General features: G+C 71.5%; 23 protein-coding genes. 16 read left to right on the top strand and 7 right to left on the bottom strand.

Annotation, left to right across the window (positions count from 1 at the left end; genetic code table 11):
* Positions 1–3: 3 nt before the first annotated feature.
* The 3 genes from fdh to ABGB14_RS38800 form a co-directional block, all read right to left on the bottom strand.
* The gene (gene fdh, locus ABGB14_RS38810; protein WP_347648851.1) at positions 4–3,231 is read right to left on the bottom strand and encodes a formate dehydrogenase; all 3,228 of its coding nucleotides are present in this window, start codon (positions 3,229–3,231) and stop codon (positions 4–6) included.
* A gap of 79 nt (positions 3,232–3,310) precedes the next feature.
* Positions 3,311–4,672: a rhamnulokinase family protein gene (locus ABGB14_RS38805; RefSeq protein WP_347648981.1), complete on the bottom strand. Its 1,362-nt coding sequence runs from the start codon at positions 4,670–4,672 to the stop codon at positions 3,311–3,313.
* Between the two features lie 47 nt (positions 4,673–4,719).
* On the bottom strand, positions 4,720–5,721 hold the full coding sequence (locus ABGB14_RS38800) for a substrate-binding domain-containing protein (protein ID WP_347648850.1): 1,002 nt from the start codon (positions 5,719–5,721) through the stop codon (positions 4,720–4,722).
* Between the two features lie 346 nt (positions 5,722–6,067).
* Between ABGB14_RS38800 and ABGB14_RS38795 the strand changes: the two genes are divergently transcribed.
* The 13 genes from ABGB14_RS38795 (at position 6,068) to ABGB14_RS38735 (ending at position 21,441) form a co-directional block, all read left to right on the top strand.
* Positions 6,068–7,996 (top strand): beta-galactosidase, encoded by a 1,929-nt coding sequence (locus ABGB14_RS38795; RefSeq protein ID WP_347648849.1) that lies wholly within the window; start codon positions 6,068–6,070, stop codon positions 7,994–7,996.
* 123 nt (positions 7,997–8,119) lie between these two features.
* Positions 8,120–8,437, top strand: a complete 318-nt coding sequence (locus ABGB14_RS38790) for an L-rhamnose mutarotase (protein ID WP_347648848.1) — start codon at positions 8,120–8,122, stop codon at positions 8,435–8,437.
* A 10-nt stretch (positions 8,438–8,447) separates the two neighbouring features.
* Entirely contained in the window at positions 8,448–9,659 is a 1,212-nt protein-coding gene (rhaI, locus tag ABGB14_RS38785) for an L-rhamnose isomerase (RefSeq protein ID WP_347648847.1), read from the top strand.
* A 6-nt stretch (positions 9,660–9,665) separates the two neighbouring features.
* Entirely contained in the window at positions 9,666–11,705 is a 2,040-nt protein-coding gene (locus ABGB14_RS38780; RefSeq protein WP_347648846.1) for a bifunctional aldolase/short-chain dehydrogenase, read from the top strand.
* 426 nt (positions 11,706–12,131) lie between these two features.
* Entirely contained in the window at positions 12,132–13,154 is a 1,023-nt protein-coding gene (argC, locus tag ABGB14_RS38775) for an N-acetyl-gamma-glutamyl-phosphate reductase (protein WP_347648845.1), read from the top strand.
* A 67-nt stretch (positions 13,155–13,221) separates the two neighbouring features.
* A complete protein-coding gene (gene argJ / locus ABGB14_RS38770) occupies positions 13,222–14,433 on the top strand; it encodes a bifunctional glutamate N-acetyltransferase/amino-acid acetyltransferase ArgJ (protein WP_347648844.1) in 1,212 nt (403 codons plus the stop codon).
* Complete coding sequence (gene argB, locus ABGB14_RS38765; RefSeq protein ID WP_347648843.1) at positions 14,430–15,302, top strand: acetylglutamate kinase; 873 nt, start codon at positions 14,430–14,432, stop codon at positions 15,300–15,302. Before argJ ends, argB begins: the two co-directional genes overlap by 4 nt.
* Positions 15,302–16,468 carry an acetylornithine transaminase gene (locus ABGB14_RS38760; protein WP_347648842.1) on the top strand — a complete coding sequence of 389 codons (1,167 nt, stop codon included), beginning with the start codon at positions 15,302–15,304 and terminating at the stop codon, positions 16,466–16,468. Before argB ends, ABGB14_RS38760 begins: the two co-directional genes overlap by 1 nt.
* Complete coding sequence (gene argF / locus ABGB14_RS38755; RefSeq protein ID WP_347648841.1) at positions 16,465–17,415, top strand: ornithine carbamoyltransferase; 951 nt, start codon at positions 16,465–16,467, stop codon at positions 17,413–17,415. The genes ABGB14_RS38760 and argF overlap by 4 nt, the downstream gene beginning before the upstream one ends.
* Positions 17,416–17,423: 8 nt before the next feature.
* Positions 17,424–17,918 (top strand): arginine repressor, encoded by a 495-nt coding sequence (locus ABGB14_RS38750; protein ID WP_347648980.1) that lies wholly within the window; start codon positions 17,424–17,426, stop codon positions 17,916–17,918.
* 67 nt (positions 17,919–17,985) lie between these two features.
* Positions 17,986–19,185: an argininosuccinate synthase gene (locus tag ABGB14_RS38745; RefSeq protein ID WP_347648840.1), complete on the top strand. Its 1,200-nt coding sequence runs from the start codon at positions 17,986–17,988 to the stop codon at positions 19,183–19,185.
* A 103-nt stretch (positions 19,186–19,288) separates the two neighbouring features.
* Positions 19,289–20,710 (top strand): argininosuccinate lyase, encoded by a 1,422-nt coding sequence (gene argH, locus ABGB14_RS38740; protein ID WP_347648839.1) that lies wholly within the window; start codon positions 19,289–19,291, stop codon positions 20,708–20,710.
* The gene (locus ABGB14_RS38735; protein ID WP_347648838.1) at positions 20,692–21,441 is read left to right on the top strand and encodes a DNA-3-methyladenine glycosylase; all 750 of its coding nucleotides are present in this window, start codon (positions 20,692–20,694) and stop codon (positions 21,439–21,441) included. The genes argH and ABGB14_RS38735 overlap by 19 nt, the downstream gene beginning before the upstream one ends.
* Here ABGB14_RS38735 and ABGB14_RS38730 read toward each other — a convergent pair.
* Positions 21,381–21,782: a PH domain-containing protein gene (locus tag ABGB14_RS38730; RefSeq protein WP_347648837.1), complete on the bottom strand. Its 402-nt coding sequence runs from the start codon at positions 21,780–21,782 to the stop codon at positions 21,381–21,383. The two genes, ABGB14_RS38735 and ABGB14_RS38730, sit on opposite strands and share 61 nt — an antisense overlap.
* Before the next feature lie 93 nt (positions 21,783–21,875).
* On the opposite strand from ABGB14_RS38730, the gene tyrS reads away from it, so the two are divergent.
* Positions 21,876–23,141, top strand: a complete 1,266-nt coding sequence (gene tyrS, locus ABGB14_RS38725; protein ID WP_347648836.1) for a tyrosine--tRNA ligase — start codon at positions 21,876–21,878, stop codon at positions 23,139–23,141.
* A gap of 58 nt (positions 23,142–23,199) precedes the next feature.
* Here the strand turns inward: tyrS and ABGB14_RS38720 are convergent, their stop codons facing one another.
* Positions 23,200–24,663, bottom strand: a complete 1,464-nt coding sequence (locus ABGB14_RS38720) for a glycosyltransferase family 39 protein (RefSeq protein ID WP_347648835.1) — start codon at positions 24,661–24,663, stop codon at positions 23,200–23,202.
* 32 nt (positions 24,664–24,695) lie between these two features.
* Between ABGB14_RS38720 and ABGB14_RS38715 the strand changes: the two genes are divergently transcribed.
* Positions 24,696–25,301: an HAD family phosphatase gene (locus tag ABGB14_RS38715; RefSeq protein ID WP_347648834.1), complete on the top strand. Its 606-nt coding sequence runs from the start codon at positions 24,696–24,698 to the stop codon at positions 25,299–25,301.
* 5 nt (positions 25,302–25,306) lie between these two features.
* Here ABGB14_RS38715 and ABGB14_RS38710 read toward each other — a convergent pair whose 3' ends face one another.
* Complete coding sequence (locus ABGB14_RS38710; RefSeq protein ID WP_347648833.1) at positions 25,307–25,690, bottom strand: PPOX class F420-dependent oxidoreductase; 384 nt, start codon at positions 25,688–25,690, stop codon at positions 25,307–25,309.
* A gap of 103 nt (positions 25,691–25,793) precedes the next feature.
* On the opposite strand from ABGB14_RS38710, the gene ABGB14_RS38705 reads away from it, so the two are divergent.
* A complete protein-coding gene (locus ABGB14_RS38705; RefSeq protein WP_347648832.1) occupies positions 25,794–26,237 on the top strand; it encodes a MarR family transcriptional regulator in 444 nt (147 codons plus the stop codon).
* 299 nt (positions 26,238–26,536) lie between these two features.
* On the opposite strand, the gene ABGB14_RS38700 is transcribed toward ABGB14_RS38705, so the two are convergent.
* Positions 26,537–26,771 (bottom strand): hypothetical protein (locus ABGB14_RS38700; protein ID WP_347648831.1); only part of this gene is annotated, 235 nt, incomplete at its 5' end.

The following is a 26,771-nucleotide window of genomic DNA, read 5'->3' as shown; positions in this document are numbered from 1 at the left end:
GGCTCACGCCTCCGTTCCGGTGTGCTCGCCGATGCCGGCCCGCCGCTGGTAGGAGCGGACCAGCTCGCGCAGCGCCGGGCCGCGCGGCCGCCGTCCCGGGAGGATGTCCGCCGACAGGGCCTTGACCTCCTGGATGTGGGAGTTCGGATCCAGCGAGATCGACGCCAGCTCGTTGGCCGCGTCGCCCTTGGCCAGCCCGTTGGGCCCGAAGTGGAACGGCAGCCCGATCTGGTGCAGCACCCGCCCGTCGAGATGGAGCGACGGCATGCGGTCGGTGACCAGCACGCGCGCCTCGATCGCGTTGCGCGCGGTGATGATCGTGGCCCAGTCGCCGTGCACGAGCCCGCGCTCGGCGGCCAGGCCGGGCGAGACCTCGCAGAACATCTCCGGCTGCAGCTCCGACAGGTAGGGCGTGAAGCGGCTCATGCCGCCCGCGGTGAAGTGCTCGGTCAGCCGGTACGTCGTCACCACGTACGGGAAGACCGACGCGCCCGGATCGTCCCCGCTCGGGTGGTAACGGTTGTCCTCGTGCGGGTAGAGCTTGCGTGCCGGGTTGCGCTGCCGCCCGTAGAGCGGGTTGGCCACCGGGGAGTCCTGCGGCTCGTAGTGCGTGGGCAGCGGCCCGTCCACCACCCCCGCGGGCGCGAACAACCAGCCCTTGCCGTCGGCCTGCATGATGAACGGGTCGATCCCCGACAGCGCCGCCACCCCGCGGGCGTCCGGCGGCGGCCGGTACGCCGGGCTCTTGCCCACCTCGATGTCGGGCACGTCGTGGCCGGTCCAGCGCTGCGCCTGCTCGTCCCACCAGACCAGCTGCTTGCGCTCGCTCCACGGGCTGCCGTCGGGCCTGGCCGAGGCCCGGTTGTACAGGATGCGCCGGTTGGCCGGCCACGCCCACGCCCACTCCGCGGCGATCCAGCTCTGCTCGGTCCAGGGCTTGCGGCGGGCCGCCTGGTTGACGCCGCCCGCGTACACGCCGCAGTAGATCCAGCAGCCGCACGCGGTGGAGCCGTCGTCGGCGAGCTCGGCGTACCCGGAAAGGGGCCGTCCCCGCGCGTCCCAGCCGTTGATCTCGGCCAGCACCGCCTCCGCCGAGGGCTCGGCCGTCGCGCCCTCGACCGGATAGTCCCAGGTGAGCTCCAGCACCGGCGCGTCCTTCTGATCCCCCGAGCCGGCCAGCTTCTCCCTGATGATCCGCCCCAGGTGGTACATGAACCACAGGTCGCTGCGCGCGTCGCCGGCCGGCTCGACCGCCTGGTGGTGCCACTGCAGCCACCGGTTGGTGTTGGTGAAGCTGCCGCTCTTCTCGGTGTGCGCCGCCGCCGGCAGGAAGAACACCTCCGTGCCGATGTCCGCCGTGGCCAGCTCGCCCGTCTCGATCTCCGGGCCGTCCTTCCACCAGGTGGCGCTCTCGATCAGGTTGAGGTCGCGCACCACCAGCCAGTCGAGCCTGGCCATGCCCAGCCGCTGCATCCTGGCGTTCGCCGAGCCGACCGCCGGGTTCTCGCCGAGCAGGATGTAGCCCTTGCACTCGCCGGCCAGCTGCGACATCACGGTGTCGTACGTGCTGTGCGAGCCGGTCAGCCTGGGCAGATGATCGAAGCGGAAGTCGTTGCCCGGCTGCGCCGAGTCACCCCACCAGGCCTTGAGCAGGCTCACCAGGTAGGCGGGCATGTTCGCCCAGAACCCACCGTGCGGCGCGTCGGCCTGCAGGAAGTCGCGCAGCCGCTCGTGCTCGTGCGCGTGCGGCATCGGGATGTAGCCCGGCAGCAGGTTGAACAGCGTGGGGATGTCACTGGAGCCCTGGATGCTGGCGTGCCCGCGCAGCGCCTGGATGCCGCCGCCGGGCCTGCCGATGTTGCCGAGCAGCAGCTGCAGGATGCTCGCCGCCCTGACGAACTGCGAGCCGTCGCTGTGCTGCGTCCAGCCCACCGCGTAGACGAACTCGGAGGTCCTGTCCGGCCCGGAGTTCTCCGTCAGGTGGCGGCACACCTCCTCGAACAGGCGACGCGGCACCCCGCACACCTGCTCGACCATCTCCGGCGTGTAGCGGGCGAAGTGGCGGCGCAGGACCTGCATGACGCAGCGGGGGTCGCGCAGCGTCTCGTCGCGCCGGGGCGTGCCGTCCATGGGAATGCCGGCGCTGCCGGTGATCTCCGTACGGCCCGGCGGCACCCGGCCGGAGCGCCGCCGGTAGTCGCTGTCGCGGTCACCCGACGCGGGCGCGGCCTGCATGCCGTCGTACTGCCAGCTCTCGTCGTCGTAGGCGTGGCCGGCGGCGTCGAAACCGGAGAAGACGCCGTCTCCGTCCTCGGCGTCGCGGTAGTCCTCGTTGAGGATGGTGGCCGCGTTGGTGTAGTTGACCACGTACTCGTGGAAGTACAGGTCGTTCTCCAGCACGTGGTTGATGATCGCGCCGAGGAAGGCCACGTCCGAGCCGGCGCGGATGGGCACGTGCAGGTCGGCCAGCGCGCTGGTGCGGGTGAAGCGCGGATCGACGTGGATGACCACCGCGCCGCGCGCCTTGGCCTCCATCACCCACTGGAAGCCCACCGGGTGCGCCTCGGCGAAGTTCGAGCCCTGGATGACCACGCAGTCGGAGTGCTGCAGGTCCTGCATGAACGTGGTGGCGCCGCCCCGGCCGAACGACGTGCCGAGCCCGACCACGCTGGAGCTGTGGCAGACGCGGGCCTGGTTCTCGATCTGCACCACGCCGAGCGAGGTCAGCAGCTTCTTGATGAGGTAGTTCTCCTCGTTGTCCAGCGTGGCGCCGCCCAGGCTGGCGATGCCCATGGTGCGGGCGGTGCGCCTGCCGTCGCGCTCCTGCTCCCAGGTCTCATGCCTGGTGGCGATGATCCGGTCGGCCACCATGTCCATGGCGGTGGCCAGGTCGATCGCCTGCCAGTCGGCCGCGCCCGGCGGCCGGTAGAGCGCCTGGCGCTGCCGGCCGGAATCGGTGGTGAGCTGCAGGGTGGCCGCGCCCTTCGGGCACAGCCGGCCGCGGCTGACGGGGGAGTCGGGGTCGCCCTCGATCTGGACGACCCGCTCGTCGCGTACGTACACGTTCTGGCCGCAGCCCACCGCGCAGTACGGGCAGATCGACTTGACGACGCGGTCAGCCCCGTCCGTGCGGGCCCGCAACGCCTCCGTCGCGGTCGACTTCACCGCCTGCCCGCGGCCCGTGCGGTCCTTGCCGGTCAGCTGCCGCAGCAGCGGCCACGTGAGATCCATGAAGCCCCCCGATGCTCCCCGGTCCGACTTGTGCCCTACTCGACGAGGGAGAAAACCGGAAAGCGCAGGTCAGAGGGGATCAGAACACGCGGGCGGCGGCCTCGTCCCAGAGCCGGTCGTCGCCGGACGGCTCGTAGCGGCGCAGCGGCTGGGAGGCGGCGACCAGCGAGCGCATCTCCTCCAGATCGGAGACGAGCCCGGCCGCGCGCGCCTGCACCAGCACGTTGCCGAGCGTGGTCGCCTCCGCCGGGCCCGCCACCACCGGCAGCCCGCAGGCGTCGGCGGTGAGCCGGCACAGCAGCTCGTTGTACGACCCGCCGCCCACCAGGTGGACGACCTCGACGTCGCGCCCGGACAGCTCCATCGCCTGGCGCACGGCCCGCCGGTGCCCGAGCGCCAGGCTCTCCAGCACGCAGCGCGTGTAGGCGGCGGGTGAGCCGGGCGGACGCTGGCCCGTGCGTCGGCACTCGGCCGCGATCCTGGCCGGCATGTCGCCCGGCGGCAGGAACACCGGCTCGTCGGGGTTGACCACGGCGGCGAACGGCCGCTCGGCCGCCGCGGCGGTCAGCAGGTCGCCCAGGTCGGAGCCGGGCCAGGCGCGCATGCACTCCTGGAGCAGCCACAGGCCCATGACGTTGCGCAGATAGCGGACGGTGCCGTCGATGCCGGCCTCGTTGGTGAAGTTCGCGGCCCGGCTCTCCGGGGTCAGCACGGGGCCGGGCAGCTCGACGCCGGCCAGGGACCACGTGCCGCACGAGATGTAGGCGAAGGCCGGGCCCGACGCGGGCACCGCGGCCACCGCCGAGGCGGTGTCGTGCGAGCCCACCGCCATGACGGGTGCGGACCAGCCGATCTCGGCGGCCACGTCGCGGCGCAACCCGCCGATCGGCTCGCCGGGCAGGCGCAGCGGCGGGAAGAGGCCGGCCGGCAGCCCGAGCCGCTCGATCAGGGGCCGCGCCCACGACCTGGTGCGCACGTCGAGCAGCCCCGTCGTCGAGGCGTTGGTGACCTCCGCGCCCAGCTCGCCGGTGAGCCAGTAGCCGATCAGGTCGGGGATCAGCACCATCGTGGCGGCGCCGTCGAGCCGGTCGGCCAGCAGCTGGTAGACGGTGTTGAACGGCAGCACCTGCAGGCCCGACACGTCGTACAGCGCGTCGGCCCCGACCAGGGCGGCCACCCGCTCGGGCACGCCTCGGGTACGGTCGTCGCGATAGTGCACCGGGTTGCCGATCAGCCCGCCCGACTCGTCGAGCAGCCCGTAGTCGACCGCCCACGAGTCGACGCCGACGGAGGAGACGGGCCCGGCGGCGCGCAGCCCCGCCAGGATCTCCCGGTAGAGGCCGAGGATGTCCCAGTGGAGGCGGTCCGCCACGCGCACCGGGCCGTTGGGAAACCGGTGCGCCTCGGTGAGCCGCAGCCCGCCGGACAGGTCGGCCAGCATCACCCGGCCGCTGGAGGCGCCCAGGTCTACGGCGGCGAAACGGTGACTCACTGCGTGGACTCCCTGGCGACGAGCTCGGGCTGGAACATGATGTGCTGGTGCGCGTGCGTCTCGGGGTTGTCGCACTCGTCGAGCAGCAGCTCGGTGGCGATGCGGCCGAGCTGGTAGGTGGGCTGGCGCATCGAGCTGAGCGACACGGTGGAGGCGGCGGCGAAGTCGATGTCGTCGTAGCCCATGAGCGCGACGTCCTCGGGCACCCGCACCCCCGCCCGCAGCAGCGCCCGCAGCACGCCGAGGGCCAGCAGGTCGTTGGCGCAGAAGACGGCCTCGGGCAGGCCGCTCGCGACCAGGTCGGCGGCGGCCTTCTCGCCCGCGCGGGCGGTCATCGTCATCGCCTCGGTCACCCGCAGGTCCGCGGGGTCGAGGCCGGCTGCCCGCATCGCGGCTCGCGCGCCCTCCCGCCGCTCCACGCACTGCCGGATGGTCAGCGGGCCGGTCACGTAGGCGACGCTGCGGGCCCCCTTGGCCAGCAGGTGGGCGACCGCGGCCCGGCCGCCGCCGACGTCGTCCACGGCCACCGCGCACTGGTCGGGCCGGTGCGCGGGATGGTCGACGAGCACGACGCTGATGCCGTGCTCGCGCAGCCGTTCGAGCCGCGCGGGGTCCTCACCCGACGGGGTGATCAGCACCCCGCGTACGCGATGCTCGGCCAGCACCCGCAGGTTCCGGTCCTCCTTGTCCTGCGAGCCGGCCGAGTTGCCGAGGATCACGGCGTAGCCCAGCTCGCTGGCGACGTCCTCGACGCCGGCGGCGACCTCGGTGAAGAAGGGGTTGCCGATGTCGATCACGCTCAGGCCGATCGTCCTGCTGTGCCCGGCGCGCAGCGTCGACGCCGAGCCGTGGCGCACGAACCCCAGCTCGTTGATGGCCGCCTCCACCCGCTCCCTGGTGGCGGGCGCGACTTTCCCTGGCCGGTTCAGTACGTTGGAGACCGTGCCGGGCGAGACGCCGGCGTGCGCGGCGACGTCCTTGATGCTGACCATGGCCATGAGCCCTCATTAAAACGTACTAAAGATGCGCGCGCCAGTCGCGGCACCGGTCGTGACGCCGGTCCGCGTTGACACCGCCGTGCGACGGACTCTAGCCTCCCGCGCGGGAAGTAAAACGTTCTACTGCGGTTGAGCTCCGTGCTCCGGGAGCCCTCGCCGGGGCCGGCGGCGTCGCCGCGCACCGTCCGTGCCGCGCTGCGGGCGCGGCACGGCAGGCCGGATGGGCCCCAAGGTGGCGGGACGGGGGACCGGGGCTTGTGCCATACGGCGCAGAACGTTTTAATCCCTCCGTGAACCCTGGCGTCACCAGCTGTGAGCGCTAACAGTATCTCGAAAGGCAGGCTTCATGCCGGACGTCATCGCCTACGGCGGCGACTGGAATCCCGAGCAGTGGCCCGAGGAGACGTGGGAGCAGGACGTCGCGCTGATGCGCGAGGCCGGCGTCAACCGGGTCAGCGTGGGCGTCTTCTCGTGGTCGCTGCTGGAGCCCGCCGAGGGCGTGTTCGACTTCGGCTGGTTCGACCGCGTCATGGACCTGCTGGCCGCCAACGGGATCGCGGCCAACCTGGCCACGCCGACCGCCTCCCCGCCACCCTGGTTCGGCGACGCCTACCCCGAGGCGCTGCCGCTCGACTCCGCCGGCCGGCGGCTGCACCACGGCAGCAGGCAGGGCTTCTGCCCCAGCTCGCCGATCTACCGCGAGAAGGCGCTGCGCGTCACGGAGCAGGTGGCCACCCGCTACCGCGACCACCCGGCCCTGGCCCTGTGGCACGTGCACAACGAGTACGGCTGCCACAACGCCCACTGCTACTGCGACACCTCGGCCGCCGCGTTCCGGGCCTGGCTGCGCTCCCACTACGCCTCCCTGGAGGCGCTCAACGACGCCTGGGGCACCGCGTTCTGGTCACAGCACTACGGCGAGTGGGCGCAGATCCTGCCGCCGCGTGACACCCCCAGCTTCACCAACCCCGGCCAGCAGCTCGACTTCCGCAGGTTCAGCTCCGACGCGCTCGTCGAGCTCTACATCGCCGAGCGGGACCTGCTGCGCGAGCTCACCCCCGGGGTGCCCGCGACCACCAACCTCATGGCGGGCGCCCACTGGGACATGGACTGCTGGGCCTTCGCCGCCGAGCTCGACGTGGTCTCCACCGACCACTACCTGATCGGCGCCCGCGCGGAGCCGCACATCGACCTGGCCTTCGCCGCCGACTACGCGCGCTCGCTCAACGGCGGCCGCCCGTGGCTGCTGATGGAGCACTCGACCAGCGCGGTCAACTGGCAGCCGCGCAACCGCGCCAAGGCGCCCGGCGAGCTGCGCCGCAACTCGCTGGCCCATCTGGCCAGGGGCGCCGACGCGATCATGTTCTTCCAGTGGCGGGCCGCGCGGGCCGGCGCAGAGAAGTGGCACTCGGCGATGCTCCCGCACGCCGGCGTCGGCACCAAGGTCTGGCGCGAGGTGAGCGCGCTCGGGGCCGAGCTGGCCGGGCTCGCCGAGGTGGCGGGCAGCAGGGTCAACGCCGACGTCGCCATCCTCGTCGACCACTCCAGCGTGTGGGCGCAGGACCACCCCGCCCAGCCCTCCTCCGAGCTCGACCCGGTGGAGGAGGCCAAGCGCTGGCACGCCGCGCTGTGGCGGGCCGGCATCACCTGCGACCTGGCGCACCCCGAAGGCGACCTGACCGGCTACCGCCTGGTCCTGGTGCCGGCGCTCTACCTGGTGAGCGACTCGGGGGCGGCCAACCTGGAAAGGTTCGTACGGGCGGGCGGCGTGACGCTCGTCGGCCCGTACAGCGGGATCGTCGACGAGCACGACCGGGTGCGTCTCGGCGGCTATCCCGGGGCGTGGCGCGACCTGCTGGGCGTCACCGTGGAGGAGTTCTTCCCGCTGGACGGCCCGATCCGGCTGGCCTCAGGCGGGTCGGGGAGCGTGTGGAGCGAGGTCGCGCACGCGACCAGCGCGAAGGTCCTCGACACCTACGCCACCGGAGAGCCCGCCTGGACCCGCAACGTGTGGGGCGACGGCGCGGCCCACTACCTGACCACCAGGCTCGACGACGACGCGCTGGCCGAGGTGATCGCCACGGTCTGCGCCGAGGCCGAGGCGAGGCCGCCCGCGACGAGCCCGCCGGGGGTCGAGGTCGTGCGGCGGTCCCACCCCGACGGCCGCTCCCACCTGTTCGCGATCAATCACACGGCCGGGGACGCCGTCGTGACCACGGCCTCGGGCGAATCCGTCACCGTGGCCGCGGGCGACGTCCGCGTGATCAGCGGCTGACCTGACGGTCCCGGCGCCCCCAACCTGCGCCGGGGCCGCGGAGGACCCTGATGCGCATTGACAGCGGGCAGCTGGAATCATAGTTTCCTGGCGAAGCATTAAAACGTTTTGAGGAGAGTGCCGGTGCAACGCGTCTGCTTCCTGCTGAAAGTCCGCCCGGAGCGGCTGGCGGAATACCGCGAACGCCACCGCGAGGTCTGGCCGGAGATGCGAGAGGCGCTGTCGCGCACCGGCTGGCACAACTACTCGCTCTTCCTCAGGGACGACGGCCTGCTCGTGGGCTACCTGGAGACCGAGGACTTCGAGGCCGCCCAGAAGGCCATGGCCGAGACCGAGGTCAACGCCCGCTGGCAGGCGGAGATGGCGCCGTTCTTCGAGAACCTCGACGGCCGGCCCGACGAGGGCATGAGACCGCTGACCGAAGTCTTCCACCTGGATTGATCGGGGAGTCATGACTGACATCAAGGCCGTGCTGCGGGCGCAGCACATCGAGACGCCCTCCTGGGCCTACGGCAACAGCGGCACCCGGTTCAAGGTGTTCGCCCAGAAGGGGGTGCCGCGCGACCCGTACGAGAAGCTCGCCGACGCCGCCCAGGTGCACGCGCACACCGGCATCGCCCCCACGGTCGCGCTGCACATCCCGTGGGACAAGGTGGACGACTACGCCGACCTGGCCCGGCACGCCCGCGAGGCGGGCGTCGGCATCGGGGCGATCAACTCCAACGTCTTCCAGGACGACGACTACATGCTCGGCAGCGTCACCCACCCCTCCGCCAGGGTGCGCCGGAAGGCGACCGACCACCTGCTCGAGTGCGTCGACATCATGGACGCCACCGGCTCCGACACCCTCAAGCTGTGGTTCTCCGACGGCATCAACTACCCGGGCCAGGACGACATCAGGGCCCGCCAGGACCGCCTGGCCGCGGCGCTGGCCGAGGTCTACGAGCGGCTCGGCGAGGGCCAGCGTTTCCTGCTGGAGTACAAACTGTTCGAGCCCGCCTTCTACGCCACCGACGTGCCCGACTGGGGCACCGCGTACGCGCACTGCGCCAAGCTCGGCCCCAAGGCGCAGGTGGTGGTCGACACCGGGCACCACGCGCCGGGCACCAACATCGAGTTCATCGTGGCGTTCCTGCTGCGCGAGGGGAAGCTCGGCGGCTTCGACTTCAACTCCCGCTTCTACGCCGACGACGACCTCATGGTGGGCGCGGCGGACCCGTTCCAGCTCTTCCGGATCATGTACGAGGTCGTCCGGGGCGGAGCCCTGGACGACGGAAGGGACGAGCGAAGCACCGAGCCGGCAGGGGAGGATGCGGGGGGCGCAGCCCTCCGCAGGGTGGCGTTCATGCTGGACCAGTGCCACAACATCGAGCCCAAGATCCCCGGCCAGATCCGCTCGGTCATGAACGTCCAGGAGGCCACCGCCAAGGCGCTGCTGGTCGACCGCGAGGCGCTGTCGGCCGCCCAGGCCGAGGGCGACGTGCTGGGCGCCAACGCCGTCTTCATGGACGCCTACAACACCGACGTGCGCCCGCTGCTGGCCGAGCTGCGCGAGGAGATGGGACTCGCGCCCGACCCGATGAGCGCGTACGCCAAGTCCGGATACTTCGAGAAGATCGCCGCCGAGCGCGTCGGCGGCGAGCAGGCCGGCTGGGGGGCCTGAACCACCATGGACGTCGTGAACGAACTGCTCGGACGCTCCCACCGCCTGGGCGCCGACCCCCGCAACACCAACTTCGCGGGCGGCAACACCTCGGCCAAGGGCGCCGCGCCCGACCCGGTCACCGGCGAGGACGTCGATCTGCTCTGGGTCAAGGGCTCCGGCGGCGATCTGGGCACGCTCAAGGAGCCCGGCCTGGCCGTGCTCCGCCTCGACCGGCTGCGCGCCCTCAAGGACGTCTACCCGGGCGTGGAGCGCGAGGACGAGATGGTGGCGGCCTTCGGCTACTGCCTGCACGGCAAGGGCGGGGCCGCGCCGTCGATCGACACCGCCATGCACGGGCTCGTGGAGGCCGCGCACGTCGACCACCTCCACCCCGACGCGGGCATCGCGCTGGCCACCGCCGCCGACGGCGAGGAGCTGACCCGGCGCGTGTTCGGCGACCGGGTCGTGTGGGTGCCGTGGCGGCGGCCGGGCTTCCGGCTGGGCCTGGACATCGCCGCCGTCAAGGAGGCGAACCCGCGGGCCATCGGGTGCGTCCTCGGCGGACACGGCATCACCGCGTGGGGCTCGACGTCCGAGGAGTGCGAGGCCCGCTCGCTGGAGATCATCAGGACCGCCGAGGCGTACCTCGCCGAGCACGGCCGCGCGGACCCGTTCGGCGCGGTGATCCACCGGACGCTGCGGGAGGAGGAGAGGCACGCCCGCGCCGCCGCGCTGTTCCCGCTGATCCGCGGCCTGGCCTCGACCGACATGCGCGTCGTCGGCCACTACACCGACACGCCCGAGGTGCTCGACTTCGTCTCCCGGGCCGAGCATCCGAGGCTGGCCGCGCTGGGCACGTCCTGCCCCGACCACTTCCTGCGTACGAAGGTCGCGCCGCTCGTGCTCGACCTGCCCCCGGACGCGCCGCTGGAGCAGGCGGCCGAGCGGCTGCGCGAGGTGCACGCCGCCTACCGCGCCGACTACACCGCCTACTACGAGCGGCACGCCACCCCCGCCTCGCCCTCCATGCGCGGCGCCGACCCGGCGATCGTGCTCGTGCCGGGCGTCGGCATGTTCTCGTTCGGCAAGGACAAGCAGACCGCCCGCGTGGCCGGCGAGTTCTACGTCAACGCCATCAACGTCATGCGCGGCGCGGAGTCCGTCTCCACGTACGCGCCCATCCCCGAGTCGGAGAAGTTCCGCATCGAGTACTGGGAGCTGGAGGAGGCCAAACTCCGCCGCATGCCCAGGCCCAAGCCGCTGGCCACGCGCGTCGCGCTGGTCACCGGCGGCGGCTCGGGCATCGGCGCGGCCACCGCGCGCAGGCTCGCCGCCGAGGGCGCGTGCGTGATCGTCGCCGACCGCGACGTGGCCGCCGCCGAGAAGGTGGCCGCCGAGCTGGGCGCGGGCGCGTACCGCGAGGCGGACGTGGCGGTGGCGGTCGCGGTCGACGTCACCTCGGAGGAGCAGGTCGTGGCGGCCGTCCGCGCGGGCGTGCTTGCCTTCGGCGGCGTGGACCTGGTGGTCAACAACGCCGGCCTGTCGTTGTCGCGCGCGCTGCTGGAGACCACCCTGGCCGACTGGGACCTGCAGCACGACGTCATGGCGCGCGGCTCGTTCCTGGTCTCCCGCGAGACCGCCAGGGTCATGATCGACCAGGCCATGGGCGGCGACATCGTCTACATCTCCTCCAAGAACGCCGTCTTCGCCGGCCCGAACAACGTCGCCTACGGCGCCGCCAAGGCCGACCAGGCGCACCAGGTGCGGCTGCTGGCCGCCGAGCTGGGCGGGCACGGCATCCGCGTCAACGGCGTCAACCCCGACGGCGTGGTGCGCGGCTCCGGCATCTTCGCCTCCGGCTGGGGCGCCAACCGCGCGGCCGTCTACGGGGTGGAGGAGGAGAAGCTGGGCGAGTTCTACGCCCAGCGCACCCTGCTCAAGCGGGAGGTCCTGCCCGAGCACGTGGCCGCCGCGGTCTTCGCGCTCACCGGCGGCGACCTGACCCACACCACGGGACTGCACGTCCCGGTGGACGCGGGCGTGGCGGCCGCCTTCCTCCGCTGACACGGACCCGGCGGGCCCCGGAACGGGCCCGCCCGGTACGTCCCCTGCTGGGAATCTGCGACACCCAGGATTAACATCGCGGTCGCCGGGTCATAGGTGAAGGCATGCAACGAGCCGCCCGGCGCCCCTCATGCCGGCAGCCACGTGCCGGGTCCGCCCCGCCCGGGCCGTCCCATGCCCCCGCCGCCGGGCCCGCCCGCGGGAAAGCCGGGCGGCGCGCTCCGGCCGTCCTCCCCGGCGTCCACGCGTCCGGCCACGTCATGACCGCTGCGGGGCGGTAGCGCTGGACGCCGTGCCCGGAGACCGCCGGGTCTCACGATGTGGTCGCCCGGGCTCATCGCGGCTTGCATATTCATCCTCACCAGTGCATCATTTTCACCAGCAAGGTCATGAGCTAGGATGCATGAATATGCAGGAGGCGGCAGGATGAGAGCGGCGATCGCGGGAGCCAGCGGTTACGCGGGCGGTGAGCTGCTCCGCCTCCTGCTGGGCCATCCGGAGTTCGAAATCGGGGCGCTCACCGCGGCCTCGAGCGCGGGCAGCCGTCTCGGCGCCCACCAGCCACACCTGCCCCAGCTGGCCGACCGCGTCCTCGACGACACCACCGCCGGCACGCTCGCCGGGCACGACGTGGTCTTCCTCGCGCTGCCGCACGGCCACTCCGCCGCCGTCGCCGCCGCGCTCGGCGAGGAGACGCTGGTCGTCGACTGCGGCGCCGACCACCGGCTCGCCGACCCCGCCGCCTGGCAGGAGTTCTACGGCGGCGAGCACGCCGGCACCTGGCCCTACGGCCTGCCCGAGCTGCCGGGACAGCGCGAGGTGCTCAGGCAGGCGACCAGGATCGCCGTCCCCGGGTGCTACCCGACCTCCGTCCTGCTCGCCCTGTCGCCCGCGCTCGCCGCCGGGCTGGCCGGGCCCGACGTGGTCGTCGTCGCCGCCTCCGGCACCAGCGGGGCGGGCAGGTCGCCCAAGCCCCACCTGCTCGGCAGCGAGGTCATGGGCTCGGCCGGCGCTTACGCCGTGGGCGGCGTCCACCGGCACACGCCCGAGATGGAGCAGGGGCTGTCGGCGGTCGCCGGCGCTCCCGTGCGTGTCTCGTTCACCCCGACGCTGGCCCCCATGAGCCGCGGCATCCTCGCCACCTGCTCCGCCCCGGCCGCGCCAGGCGTCACCAAAGAGTCGCTGCGCACGGCGTACGAGGTCGCGCTCAAGAGCGAGCCGTTCGTCAGGCTGCTGCCGGAGGGCGTCTGGCCGGCCACCGCCATGACCTACGGCGCCAACACCGCGGCCCTGCAGGTGACGCTCGACGAGCGCGCGGGCCGCCTGGTCGCCGTCATCGCCATCGACAACCTCACCAAGGGCACGGCCGGGGGCGCCGTCCAGAGCGTCAACATCGCCCTCGGCCTGCCGGAAGAGCTCGGCCTTCCCCTGACAGGAGTTGCACCTTGAGCAAGCGCAGCGCATCAACCGACGAGCACGGGAGCTCATCGCTCCCGTCCCCGTGGAAGGCGGTGTCATGAGCGTCACGGCACCCCTGGGTTTCAGGGCCGCGGGAGTCGCCGCAGGGATCAAGCCCGGCGGCGCCCGCGATCTCGCTCTCGTCGTCAACGACGGCCCCAGCCGCGCCGCCGCGGGCGTCTTCACCGCCAACCGCGTCAAGGCCGCCCCCGTGCTCTGGTCGCAGCAGGTCCTGGCGGGCGGGCGGCTGCGCGCGGTCGTCCTCAACTCCGGCGGGGCCAACGCCTGCACCGGCCCAGAGGGCTTCCAGGACACGCACGCCACCGCCGAGAAGGTGGCCGCGCTCCTGGAGGACTCCGCGGGTGAGGTCGCGGTCTGCTCGACCGGCCTCATCGGCGAGCGGCTGCCGATGGACGAGTTGCTGGCGGGCGTCGAGACCGCCGCCGCCCAGCTCGCCCGCGACGGCGGCCTGGCCGCGGCCGACGCCATCCGCACCACCGACACCGTCTCCAAGATCTCGTTCAAGCGCGGCGGCGAAGCCGCTGCGGGGGAGGAAGCCTCTTCCCTGCAGTCCGGGGGGTCCTCGGGGGCCCGGGGATACATGGTCGGCGGGATGGCCAAAGGAGCCGGCATGCTCGCCCCCGCCCTGGCCACCATGCTCTGCGTGATCACCACCGACGCCGACCTGACCGGCGACGAGCTCGACACCGTGCTGCGCAGGGCCACGGCCGTCACGTTCGACCGGCTCGACACCGACGGCTGCATGTCGACCAACGACACCGTGCTCCTGCTGTCCAGCGGCGCGTCCGGGGTCAGGCCCGACCTCGACGAGTTCGAGCAGAAGGTCACCGAGGTCTGCGCCGACCTGGCCAGGCAGCTGCTCGTCGACGCCGAGGGAGCCTCCAAGGCCATCGCCATCGAGGTGGTCGGCGCGGCGGACGAGGACGACGCCGTGAAAGTGGGCCGCGCGGTCGCCCGGTCCAGCCTGCTCAAGTGCGCCATCCACGGCGAGGACCCCAACTGGGGCCGCGTGCTGGCCGCCGTCGGCACCACCGACGCCGAGTTCGAGCCCGACCGCCTCAACGTCGCCATCAACGGCATCTGGATCTGCCGGGGCGGCGCGGTGGGCGACGACCGCGACAAGGTGGACATGAGTGCCAGGGACGTGACGATCACCATCGACCTGTCGGCCGGCCCGCACACCGCGACCGTCCACACCACCGACCTGACGGCCGCCTACGTCCACGAGAACTCGGCGTACTCCTCATGAGGCTGACCACCGCGCACACCAAGGCCGGGGCGCTGATCGAGGCCCTGCCGTGGCTGACCCGCTTCCACGGCGCGACCGTCGTCATCAAGTACGGCGGCAACGCGATGACCGACGAGGCGCTCAAGTCCGGCTTCGCCGAGGACGTCGTCTTCCTGCGCCACGCCGGCCTGCGCCCGGTCGTCGTGCACGGCGGCGGCCCGCAGATCAGCAGCGCGCTCGACCGGCTGGGCATCGAGTCCACGTTCACCGCCGGGCTGCGGGTCACCACGCCCGAGGCCATGCAGGTCGTCAGGATGGTGCTGGTCGGCCAGGTCAACCGCGACATCGTGGGCCTGGTCAACCGGCACGGCCCGTTCGCCGTCGGCATGTCCGGCGAGGACGCCCACCTGTTCACCGCAGTGCGCAAACACGCGGTCGTCGACGGCCAGCCGGTCGACATCGGCCAGGTCGGCGAGATCATCAAGGTCGAGCCCGGCGCGGTCGCCGCCCTGCTCGACGACGGCCGCATCCCGATCGTCTCCAGCGTGGCGCGGGGAGACGACGGAGAGATCTACAACGTCAACGCCGACACCGCGGCCGCCGCGCTCGCCGTGGCCCTGCAGGCCCGCAAACTGATCGTGCTCACCGACGTGGAGGGCCTGTACGCCAACTGGCCCGACGACACCGACGTGATCGACGAGCTGAGCGCCGACGAGCTCGCGACCATGATGCCCACGCTGTCCAGCGGCATGGTACCCAAGATGGAGGCCTGCCTGACGGCCGTGCAGGGGGGCGTGCCCCGGGCCCATGTGCTCGACGGCCGCGTCCCCCACTCGATGCTGCTGGAGATCTTCACCAACGAAGGGATCGGAACGATGGTGATGCCCTGATGAACCTGTTCCAACGGTTCGAGAAAGCCTTCATGGGCAACTACGGGGTCCCCCCTGTGGCATTGGCCCGAGGCGAGGGCACCCGCGTATGGGACGTCGACGGCAGGGAATATCTCGACTTCATCGGCGGCATCGCGGTCAGCTCGCTCGGCCACGCCCATCCCGCCCTGGTCGAGGCCGTCTCCCGGCAGGTCGCCACGCTCGCCCACACCAGCAACCTGTTCCTGCACGAGCCCGAGGTCCTGCTCGCCGAGAAACTCCTCGGCATGCTCGACGCCCCGGCCAGGGTCTTCTTCGCCAACTCCGGCACCGAGGCGAACGAGGCCGCCTACAAGCTCGCGCTCAAACACGGCCGGCGCGAGGGCCGCTCCTACTTCGTCGCCGCCGAGAACGGTTTCCACGGCCGCACGATCGGCGCGCTCTCCCTGACCGGCAAGAAGGCGATCCGCGACCAGTTCGGCCCGTTCCCGGTGGAGGTGCGTTTCGTCCCGTACGGCGACGCCGACGCGCTCAAGGAGACCATGACCGGCGACTGCATCGCGCTCTTCCTGGAGCCCACCCAGGGCGAGGCGGGCGTGGTGCCGCCGCCCGGCGGTTACCTCGAGGCGGCCCGCGAGATCTGCGACTCGACCGGCGCGCTGCTGGTCGCCGACGAGATCCAGTCCGCCATCGGCCGCACCGGCCACTGGTTCGCCCACCAGGCCGACGGCGTCACCCCCGACATCCTGACCCTGGCCAAGGGCCTGGGCGGCGGCCTGCCGATCGGCGCCTGCGTAGGCTTCGGCGACGTGGGCAGGTTGTTCGAGAAGGGCGACCACGGCTCGACGTTCGGCGGCAACCCGGTCTCCTGCGCCGCGGCGCTGGCCGTCCTCGACAACCTCGACCTCGGCCACGTCAGGTCGGTGGCCGCACGGCTGCGCGAAGGGCTGGAGGCCATCGACCATCCGCTGCTGGAGGGCGTGCGCGGCCGCGGCCTGTGGCTGGCCACGGTGCTGCGCGAGCCGCGCTCGGCCCAGGTGCAGGAGGCCGCCGCGGCGGCCGGCTTCCTGGTCAACGCGCTCCAGCCGGACGCGGTGCGCCTGGCGCCGCCGCTCGTCGTGACGGCGGACGAGGTGGACGCCCTGGTGGCGTCGTTCCCGCGGATCCTCACGGAGGCGGCTGCATGACCATCCGTCACTTCCTCAGAGACGACGACCTGTCGCCCGGCGAGCAGGCGGAGGTGCTGGAGCTCGCCGCCGCGATGAAGAAGGACCGGTTCGGCTACCGGCCGTTCGAGGGGCCGCGCACCGTCGCGGTGCTGTTCGACAAGCCGTCCGCCAGGACCCGCATCTCCTTCCACACCGGCATCGGCGAGCTCGGCGGCCTGCCGCTGGTCGTCGACAACGTCTCGGTGCTGATGGGCCGCGGCGAGCCCACCGCCGACCTGGCCAGGGTGCTGGACCGGCAGGTCGCCGCCATCGTCTGGCGCACCTCCGGGCAGGAGCTCATCGACGAGATGGCCGCCCACTCCCGGGTGCCGGTGGTCAACGCGCTCACCGACGAGTTCCACCCCTGCCAGATCCTCGCCGACCTGCAGACCGTCCACGAGCGGCTGGGCCGCACGGCCGGGTGCACGCTGACCTACCTGGGCGACGGCGCCAACAACATGGCCCACTCCTACCTGCTCGGCGGCGCCACGGCCGGACTGCACGTACGGATCGCCGCCCCGGCCGGCTACCAGCCCGACCCGGTCATCCTCGATCAGGCCGCCGCCATCGCGGCCAAGACCGGCGGCTCCGTCGTCGCGCTGACCGATCCGGAGGCCGCCGTCCACGGCGCGCACGTGGTCGCCACCGACACGTGGGTGTCCATGGGGCAGGAGGGGAAGGAGGAGCGGGTCGCCGCGCTCATGCCGTACCAGGTGAACGCCGAGCTGCTCCGCCACGCCGCGGACGACGCGATCGTGCTGCACTGCCTGCCCGCCTACCGCGGCAACGAGATCACCGAGGAGGTCCTCGAAGGCCCGCAGAGCGTCGTGTGGGACCAGGCGGAGAACCGCCTGCACGCCCAGAAGGCGCTGCTGCACTGGCTGGCCACGCACGCCGACCCGACCAGGGTGCCGGAGGGCGCGTGATCATCCCGATGACCAAGGCGGCGCGGCAGGCGAAGATCACCGACCTGCTGCAGCGGCAGGCCGTGCGCTCCCAGCCCGAGCTGGCCAAGCTGCTCGCCGAGAGCGGCGTCGAGGTCACCCAGGCCACGCTCTCGCGCGACCTCGACGAGCTCGGCGCGCTCAAGCTGCGCGCCGAGGACGGCTCGCTGGTGTACGCGCTGCCCGGCGAGGGCGGCGGCCGCATCCCGCTGGCCAGGCTCGGCACCGGCGAGACCCCGGCGGCGCGGCTGCACCGCATCGCGGAGGAGCTGCTGGTCGCGGCCGAGGCCTCGGCCAACCTGGTCATCGTGCGCACTCCCCCGGGCGCGGCCCAGTTCCTGGCCTCCGCCATCGACCACGCCGACTGGGAGTCCATTCTCGGGACCGTGGCGGGCGACGACACGATCCTCGTCATCAGCCGCGACCCGATGGGCGGCGAGGCGGTCGCCGACGCGCTGCTGAAGGTGGCCGACCGACGTAGTTAGCCCACTCCGCGTGAGTGGGCTCCGCCGTACGGGACATCCTGACATTCAGCACTGGAGACGAAGCACAATGCCCGACAGAGTGGTTCTCGCATATTCCGGCGGTCTCGACACCTCGGTCGCCATCCCCTACCTCGCCGAGAAGATGAACGCCGAGGTCGTCTGCGTCGCCGTGGACCTCGGCCAGGGCGGCGAGGACATGGAGCTCATCCAGAAGCGGGCCATGGACTGCGGCGCGGTCGAGTCGGTCGTCGTCGACGCGAAGGAGGAGTTCGCCGCCGACTTCTGCGTGCCCGCGCTCCAGGCCAACGCCCTCTACATGGACCGCTACCCGCTGGTGTCGTCGCTGTCGCGACCGCTCATCGTCAAGCACCTGGTGTCGGCGGCCAAGCGCTTCTGCGGCACCATCGTCTCCCACGGTTGCACCGGCAAGGGCAACGACCAGGTCCGCTTCGAGGCCGGCCTGGCCGCGCTGGCCCCCGACCTCGAGATCATCGCACCCGCGAGAGACTTCGCCTGGACCCGCGACAAGGCCATCGAGTACGCCGAGGCCAAGGGCCTGCCCATCGAGACGTCGAAGAAGAACCCGTTCTCCATCGACCAGAACCTCTGGGGCCGCGCCGTCGAGACCGGCTTCCTCGAGGACATCTGGAACGGCCCGACCGAGGAGGTCTACTCCTACACCGCCGACCCCAGGCAGCCGCGCCCGGCCGACGAGGTCGTCGTCACGTTCGAGCAGGGTGTCCCGGTCAAGGTCGACGGCCGGGCGCTCACGCCCTTCCAGGTGGTCGACGAGCTCAACAAGCGTGCCGGCGCGCAGGGCGTCGGCCGCATCGACATGGTCGAGGACCGGCTGGTCGGCATCAAGTCGCGCGAGGTGTACGAAGCGCCCGGCGCGATCGCGCTCATCGCCGCCCACAAGGAGCTGGAGAGCGTCACCGTCGAGCGGGACCTGGCCCGCTTCAAGCGGGGCGTCGACCAGAGGTGGAGCGAGCTCGTCTACGACGGCCTGTGGTTCTCGCCGCTCAAGAACGCGCTCGACGCCCTCATCGCCGACGTCCAGAAGCACGTCAACGGGGAGATCAGGATGACCCTGCACGGCGGCAACGCCACCGTCACCGGCCGCCGCTCCGACGACTCCCTGTACGATTTCTCGCTCGCCACCTACGACACCGGCGACTCGTTCGACCAGTCGCTGGCCAAGGGCTTCGTCCAGCTCTTCTCCCTCCCGGCTAAGATCGCGGCCGCGCGCGACGCGAAAAGGCGTTGAGTTGCACTAAGGTCGCGGCCGGAGCGCAGGAGCTCGGGGGAGCGCGAGACACGATGCCGACGACCACGAAGCGGGCGCGATCATTGAACACGGCACGGAGGAGATGACGGTGAGTGATGGCAAGCCGATGCGGCTGTGGGGCGGACGCTTCGAAGGAGGTCCGTCCGACGCGCTGACCCGGCTGTCGGTGAGCGTGCACTTCGACTGGCGGCTCGTCCCGTACGACCTGGCGGCGTCCAGGGCGCACGCCCGTGTGTTGCACAGGGCGGGGCTGCTCAGCGAGGAGGAGCTCGAGCGCATGATCGGCGCGCTCGACGACCTGGAGCGCGCCTGCAAGGCGGGCGAGTTCCGGCCGACGGTCGCCGACGAGGACGTGCACACCGCGCTGGAGCGCGGCCTGCTCGAGCGGCTCGGCTCGCTCGGCGGCAAGCTGCGCGCCGGGCGCTCGCGCAACGATCAGATCGCCACCGACCTGCGCCTCTACCTTCGCGATCACGCCCGCACGATCGTCTCCCGCCTGGTCGAGCTGGAGACGGCGCTGATGGCGCAGGCCGAGCAGCACGCCGACACGGCCGCGCCCGGCATGACGCACCTGCAGCACGCGCAGCCGGTCTCGTTCGGCCACCAGCTCCTGGCCCACGTGCACGCCTTCGCGCGCGACATCGACCGCATCGCCGACTGGGACAAACGCGCCGCGGTCTCCCCGCTCGGGGCCGGCGCGCTGGCGGGCTCGTCGTTGCCGCTCGACCCGCAGGCCGTGGCCGAGGAGCTGGGCTTCTCCTCCGCCGCGCCCAACTCGATGGACGCCGTCGCCGACCGCGACTTCGCGGCGGAGTTCCTGTTCGACGCGGCCATGATCGGCATTCACCTGTCGCGGCTCGGCGAGGAGATCGTCCTGTGGGCCTCGCAGGAGTTCCGCTGGATCGAGATGGACGACGCCTACTCCACCGGCTCGTCGATCATGCCGCAGAAGAAGAACCCCGACGTGGCCGAGCTGGCCCGCGGCAAGTCGGGGCGGCTCATCGGCGACCTGACGGCGCTGCTGACCACCCTCAAGGGCCTGCCGCTGACCTACAACCGTGACCTGCAGGAGGACAAGGAGCCGGTGTTCGACGCGGTCGACACGCTGCTGCTGGTCCTGCCCGCGATGGCCGGCCTGGTGGCGACGATGCGCGTCAACACCGCCCGCATGGAGGCTTCGGCCCCCGACGGTTTCGCGCTGGCCACCGACCTGGCCGAGCTGCTCGTGCGCCGCGGGGTGGCCTTCCGCGAGGCGCACGAGGCGGTCGGCCATCTCGTGGTGTGGTGCCAGGTCAACGACAAGGACCTCGGCGAGCTGACCGACGACGAGCTGGTCAAGGTGTCGCCGCACCTGACTCCGGACGTCCGCGACGTGCTCAGCGTGCCCGGCGCGCTGGCCGCGCGCAAGGCACACGGCGGCACCGCACCCGACCGCGTACGCGACCAGCTCGTCGCCCTGCGCGAGTCCGTCGACGCGCAGGCGGCATGGGCGGCGGGCAGCTGAGCTCCGCCCCGCTGCCGCGGAGCTTCTTCGACCGGCCGTCGCCCGAGGTGGCGCCCGACCTGCTCGGGCGCGTCCTCGTGCACGGTCCCGTCGCCGTGCGCCTGACCGAGGTCGAGGCGTACGGCGGCCCGGGAGAGGATCCGGCGGCCCACACCTATCGCGGCAGAACACCGCGCAACGCCGTGATGTTCGGCCCGCCCGGCCACGTCTACGTGTACTTCACCTACGGCATGCACTTCTGCGCGAACCTCGTGTGCCTGCCGGAGGGCTCGGGCTCGGCCGTGCTGCTGCGGGCGGGCGAGGTGGTGGCGGGCGCGGACGTCGCCCGCGCCCGCCGTTCGGGCAGCGCGGCCTCCGGTGGCGGCGGCCGGCGGGTCGCCGATCGTGATCTCGCCCGCGGGCCGGCCAGGCTGGCGGTCGCCCTCGGCCTGCTCCGCGAGCACAACGGGATCGACGCGATCTGGCCGGGCGCGCCCGGCGAGACGGAGACGCTGTTAACGCGGGATCACCGGCTCACCGGTGTCCCGCACGGCGCGGTGGTCATGCTGGAGGGCCGCCCCGCGGACCCGTCCGCGATCAGGTCGGGCCCTCGCACGGGCGTCTCGACGGCCAAGGAGACGCCGTGGCGGTTCTGGATCGACGGCGACCCGGCCGTCTCGCCGTACCGCGCTCACGTGCCCCGGCGCCGCAACGCCGCGGCCACCTCCGTGGGCGAGGCGCCCAGCTCGTGAGGGCTGAAGATGTGCAGGAAGTCGCCGGTGTCGATCTCCAGCATCTCGCTGCGCACACCCCACCGCCTGCGGACGTCGACCTTGATGTCGCTGATCGCCTCCCACGGCACGTGCCGCCTGCCCGCGAACCCGTGCACCACGGTGATCCCGCTCTCGTCGGCCGCCAGCCGTACGGGAACGAGCAGGTCACGCAGGCCCATCGCGCCGATCAGCACGGCCGCGGGAACGGCCAGGATCACGCCGCCCACGTCGGCTCCCGCCCACCAGTAAAGGGCGAGTCCGGCGCATGCCAGAGCCCCTAAGATCTTCAAAACGGCCAGCTCGCGACGGACCCTCCACATGGACACGAAGCGTATCCAAGTGGCGGCCTGCCCGAGCGATCAGGCACGCTTGTATCGAATCAACCTCAACCCGTCTACTGGAAAGCCGGCACCGTGACCGACATTCTCGATGACCTCGCGTGGCGAGGCCTGATCGCGCAGTCCACCGACCTCGACGCCCTGCGCGCGTCCATGGCCAAGGGACCGATCACGGTCTATTCCGGTTTTGACCCCACCGCTCCTTCGCTGCACGTCGGCCACTTCGTGCCGCTGCTGACGTTGCGCCGCTTCCAGCTCGCGGGGCACCGCCCGATCGGCCTGGTCGGCGGCGCGACCGGCCTCATCGGCGACCCCAGCGGGCGCAACACCGAGCGCGCGCTCAATTCCAGCGACATCGTCGCCGAATGGGTGGAACGTCTGCGCGGCCAGGTCGGCCGGTTCCTCGACTTCGACGCGCAGCCGAACGCGGCGCTCATGGTGAGCAACCTCGACTGGACCGGCGAGCTGACCGCGATCGACTTCCTGCGCGACATCGGCAAGCACTTCCCGGTCAACCGCATGCTGGCCAGGGAGGCCGTGTCCGCGCGGCTGTCGGGTGAGGGCCTGAGCTACACCGAGTTCAGCTACCAGATCCTGCAGTCCAACGACTACCTGGAACTGTTCCGCCGCTACGGTTGCACGCTGCAGATCGGCGGCAGCGACCAGTGGGGCAACATCACCGCCGGCGCCGACCTGGTCCGCCGCATCGAGGGCGCCCACGTGCACGCGCTCACCCTGCCGCTCATCACCAAGGCCGACGGCACGAAGTTCGGCAAGACGGCGGGCGGCGCCCTCTGGCTCGACCCCGAGATGACCTCGCCCTACGCCTTCTACCAGTACTTCCTCAACTCCGACGACCGTGACGTCGTCCACTACCTCAAGGTGTTCACCTTCAAGAGCCGCGAGGAGATCGAGGAACTGGAGAAGGCCGTCGCCGAGCGCCCCTTCGCCCGCCAGGCCCAGCGCGCCCTGGCCGAGGACCTCACGGAGCTCCTCCACGGCAAGCACGAACTCGACGCGGTCGTGGCCGCCTCCAAGGCGCTGTTCGGCCAGGGCACGCTGGAGGAGCTGCCCGCCGCCACGCTCGGGGCCGCGCTCGCCGAGGTGCCGAAGGCCAAGGTCGGCTCGCTCGGAGCGGCGTTCGTCGACCTGCTGTCCGACAGCGGCCTGGTGGAGTCGAAGTCGGCGGCCAGGCGGGCGGTCAAGGAGGGCGGGGCGTACCTCAACAACGTGAAGATCACCGACGAGTCCTACGTGCCGACCTCCGATGACCTGCTGGCGGGGCGCTACCTGGTCCTGCGTCGCGGCAAGAAGTCGATCGGCGGCGTCGAGGTCGGCTGACCGGGCGCGAGGCGGGCCCTTCCCGTTCGGGCAGGCCCGCCTTCTCCTTGTACGGCGTTCACGGGCGGGTGAAGAGCGTCACCGTAAGCCCGGGCAGATCGCCGGAGTGCTTGGCGAGGCCGAGCTCGAAGCCCGCCTCCCGCACCTCCCCGACCCGGTCGATGCCGTCGCCCTCCAGCCCTGACTTCTTCGTCCCGCGCCAGACGACCCACACCCGGTCGTGCCGCTCCAGGGCCGCCGAGACATCGGAGCGCTCCGGATGGCCGAACCCGCCGGGATCGGGGGCGTCGCCCGTCCTGAGCACGTCGACCGGCATCAAGGAGTCGGCGTAGTAGTCGAAGCCCGCGCGCAACTGGCTCTGCCCGTACACGATGGCGTCGTCGGGCTCGGCCTTGATCACGCGCAGCGCCCACGGGATGTTCTCGAAGCGCCCGTTCTCTTCGCGTACGTCCACATGCTGCTGGACCGACAGCACGCACCCGAGGAGCACGACCGCCACGGCGGCCACCACGTGGAACCGGGGGAGAGCGGCCACGGCCATCCCGGCCAGCAGCGCCAGTGCGGGAGCGGTCACGAACAGGTAGCGGTCGACGTAGACCGGCGTCACCAGGTGGGACACCGCGAGCAGCAGCACGGGCGGCAGCACGAGCCACCCCGCCAGCGCGAACGCCCACGGGCCTGCGGCCACGCCCGGGACCCGCCTGCGCGCCGCCGCCCACAGCAGCACCGCCCCGGCCACGGCCAGCACGAACAACATCACGCCGAGCCCGGTCGTCCCCGCCGCCATCTTCGGGAACTTCAGCCATACCTCCGGCCCCCGCTGCGGGATCCAGCTGATGGCGTGCCGCTCGCCGTACCCGATGAGCCCCAGCACCACGGCGGGAACACACCCGGCGGCCAGCGCCGCGGCCATCCGCGCCGGCACGTCGCGGCGGGCCAGGCACAGCTGAGCGGGCAGCACCAGCACCGCGAACAGGTGCGTGGAGCACACGAGCGCGACCGCCACGCCGTAGAGCACCCACCGCCGGGCGGCCGGCCGCCGGAGCGCCCGGTGCAGCGCCCAGAACGAGAGCACCACCGCGGCGGCGGCGAAGGCGTACGACCTGGCGAAGGCCCCGTAGTAGGAGACCGTCGGCAGGATCGCGAAAACGGCCGCACCGGCCACGCCGGCCCGGACGCTGTGCAGGCGCCGGCCCAGGTCCGCCAGGAACCAGGCCGCCACGGCGATCGCCACTGCCGACGGGAACCGCAGCCACAGCTCCGCCGTGCCCGCCTTCACCCAGAAGTGCATGAACAGGTAGTAGGGCAGGAAATGGCCGTCGATGTGCTGGCCCAGCTCCCACAGGCCGGACAACGACCGGGAGGCGGCGCTGACGGTGGCCAGCTCGTCGCCGTTCAGGGTGGCGGAGCCCGTGCCGGACAACGCCGCGATTCCGGCGAGGGACGCCATCCACCAGGGCGCTGACGTGCGGACACGCGCGGCGGGACGAGCAGGGGGAGCAAGCGTGGCGGCAGTGGTCACCGGGGCAGGATACGCGCCGTAGGGTCGGGCGTATGGCCAATGTGATGGTGTTCGACCTTTATGGCGTGATTGCCCGGACCCAGAGTCCGGAGAGCCGGCGGCGGCTCGTCGAGCTGGCGGGTGTACCGGAGGAGCGGTTCTGGGAGGCGTACTGGGCCTGCCGGCCGCTCTATGACGAGGGCCAGAGCGGTGTCGCGTACTGGGACGCGGTGGCGGACCGGCTGGGGACCCGCTTCCCGGACGTGCCCGCGCTCATCGGAGCCGACCTGGCCAGCTGGAGCGACGTGGACGAGTCGATGGTGGAGGTCGTGCACGAACTCGCGGACCAGGGGCACCGGCTGGGCCTGCTGTCGAACATCATCGAGGACCTGGTGCCCTTCTGGGAATCGCGTCATGGTGACTGGCTGGGACGGTTCGCCTCGCTGACGTTCTCGTGCCGGATCGGGGCGGCCAAGCCGGAGCGTCGGGCGTACGAGATCTGTGCGGAGCGGATCGGGGCGACGCCGCGGGACATCCTGTTCTTCGACGACAACCTGGTGAACGTCGTCGCGGCGCGCGAGGCGGGCATGGCGGCGGAGCTGTACGAGTCGCCGCGGCAGGTGCGGGCCCTCGCCGAGACGATCACGATCCTCCCCTGAGCGCCTCACTGCCGGGTGGTGTGCGTCGGCCTCATCACGATCACGACCCGCCGCTCGGCATCGGCGACCGGCCGCTCGTACTCCAGGCCGTAGCGCTCGGCCAGAGTGTCGAAGAAGTCGCCCGACGGGTCGGGCTCCACCCGCTCGACCACCCCACGGATCTCCAGATAACGGTACGGCGCGTCGGGGTCGTTGACGGAGACCGCCACCTGCGGGTTCTCCATGACGTTTCTGCACTTCCTGCGGTCCGTCGTGGTGGTGAAGCGCAGGACCTCACCGTCCCAGACCGTCCATACCGGGTTGACGTTGACGGCTCCGTCGGGGCCGAGTGTCGCCAGGTGGGCGAACAGCGGTCGGCTGAGCAGGTCCAGGTGGCTCGCGGGAATCATCCGCGTTCTCCTCGCTTCTCAGGGCATCGGACGTGGGCACAATATCAAAGCTTTGATGTATATCAAGACTGGAATGATCGTATGTGGTTGTACGCTCCCCGCTATGGGCATGCCTGCTGACGAACGGCTCGGACTGGACATCAAGCGCGCCGAGCAGGCTCTGATCGCCGCGAAACAGGCGGCCGTTCGGCCGGCCGGGCTGACCGTCCCGCAGTACGCCGCGCTGTTCGCCTTGTCCGACAACCCCGGCATCTCGGGCGCGGCGCTGGCGAGAGCGTGTCTCGTCACTCCGCAGGCCATGACCGTGGTGCTCAAGAACCTGGAGGAACGCGGACTGGTCGAACGGTCGCCGCACCCCTGGCACCGCAACGTCCTGGAGACCCGGCTCACGCCCGCCGGGCTCGCGGCGCTGGAGGCGGCGGACGAGCGGGCGGTGCTGATCGAACGCGCGATCGCGGGCGAGTTCAGCGCCGAGGAGCGCGCGGCGTTGCGGGCCCTGCTGGCCCGCTGCGTGGAGGCCATCGCCCGCGTGACGCCCGAATCGTGACCGGCCGCCACGCCGGTCGGGCGGGACGATTTGACGTGTTGCGGATCACGACCTAGTCTTTCAGTTCGCCCCGGGTGTGAGCCGGACGCCGGTCAGGTGGACGGGCCCCAGGGCAAGCCCCTTGATAGAGACGAGCCAATCGGCGGAGTCGCTTCGGCGTGCTCAAGCCCGAGCCGTCTGCGGGTGCGTCGCGATCGCCGAAAAACCGGTTGTTTCGACACGCCTCGGATGGCACGGTAAGTTGCGGGGGTCTCCGCGGAAGCGGAGTGCACCATCCTAAGAAGGTTGGCCGATTTTCTTCAAACCTCCGGGTTTGACGGAGAAATAGGCCGCCTGATAAAGTGAAGCAAGCAAAAAGACGCCTCCGAGTTTCGATTCGAGAGAATCAAGGCGAGGAAGCACGCGTCCGTTTCTTGAGAACTCAACAGTGTGTTAAAAGCCAGTGCATGATGCACAACCCCGTTGATCGACGTTTGTCGGTTGATGGATTCCTTTTTGTTAGTTGGGTTCAGACCTTTTTTGGAGAGTTTGATC

The sequence above is a fragment of the Nonomuraea sp. B10E15 genome (assembly GCF_039871615.1).
Taxonomy (GTDB): domain Bacteria; phylum Actinomycetota; class Actinomycetes; order Streptosporangiales; family Streptosporangiaceae; genus Nonomuraea.
Note: the sequence above shows the minus strand (reverse complement) of the source record. Positions and strands in the feature narration are given on the sequence as shown.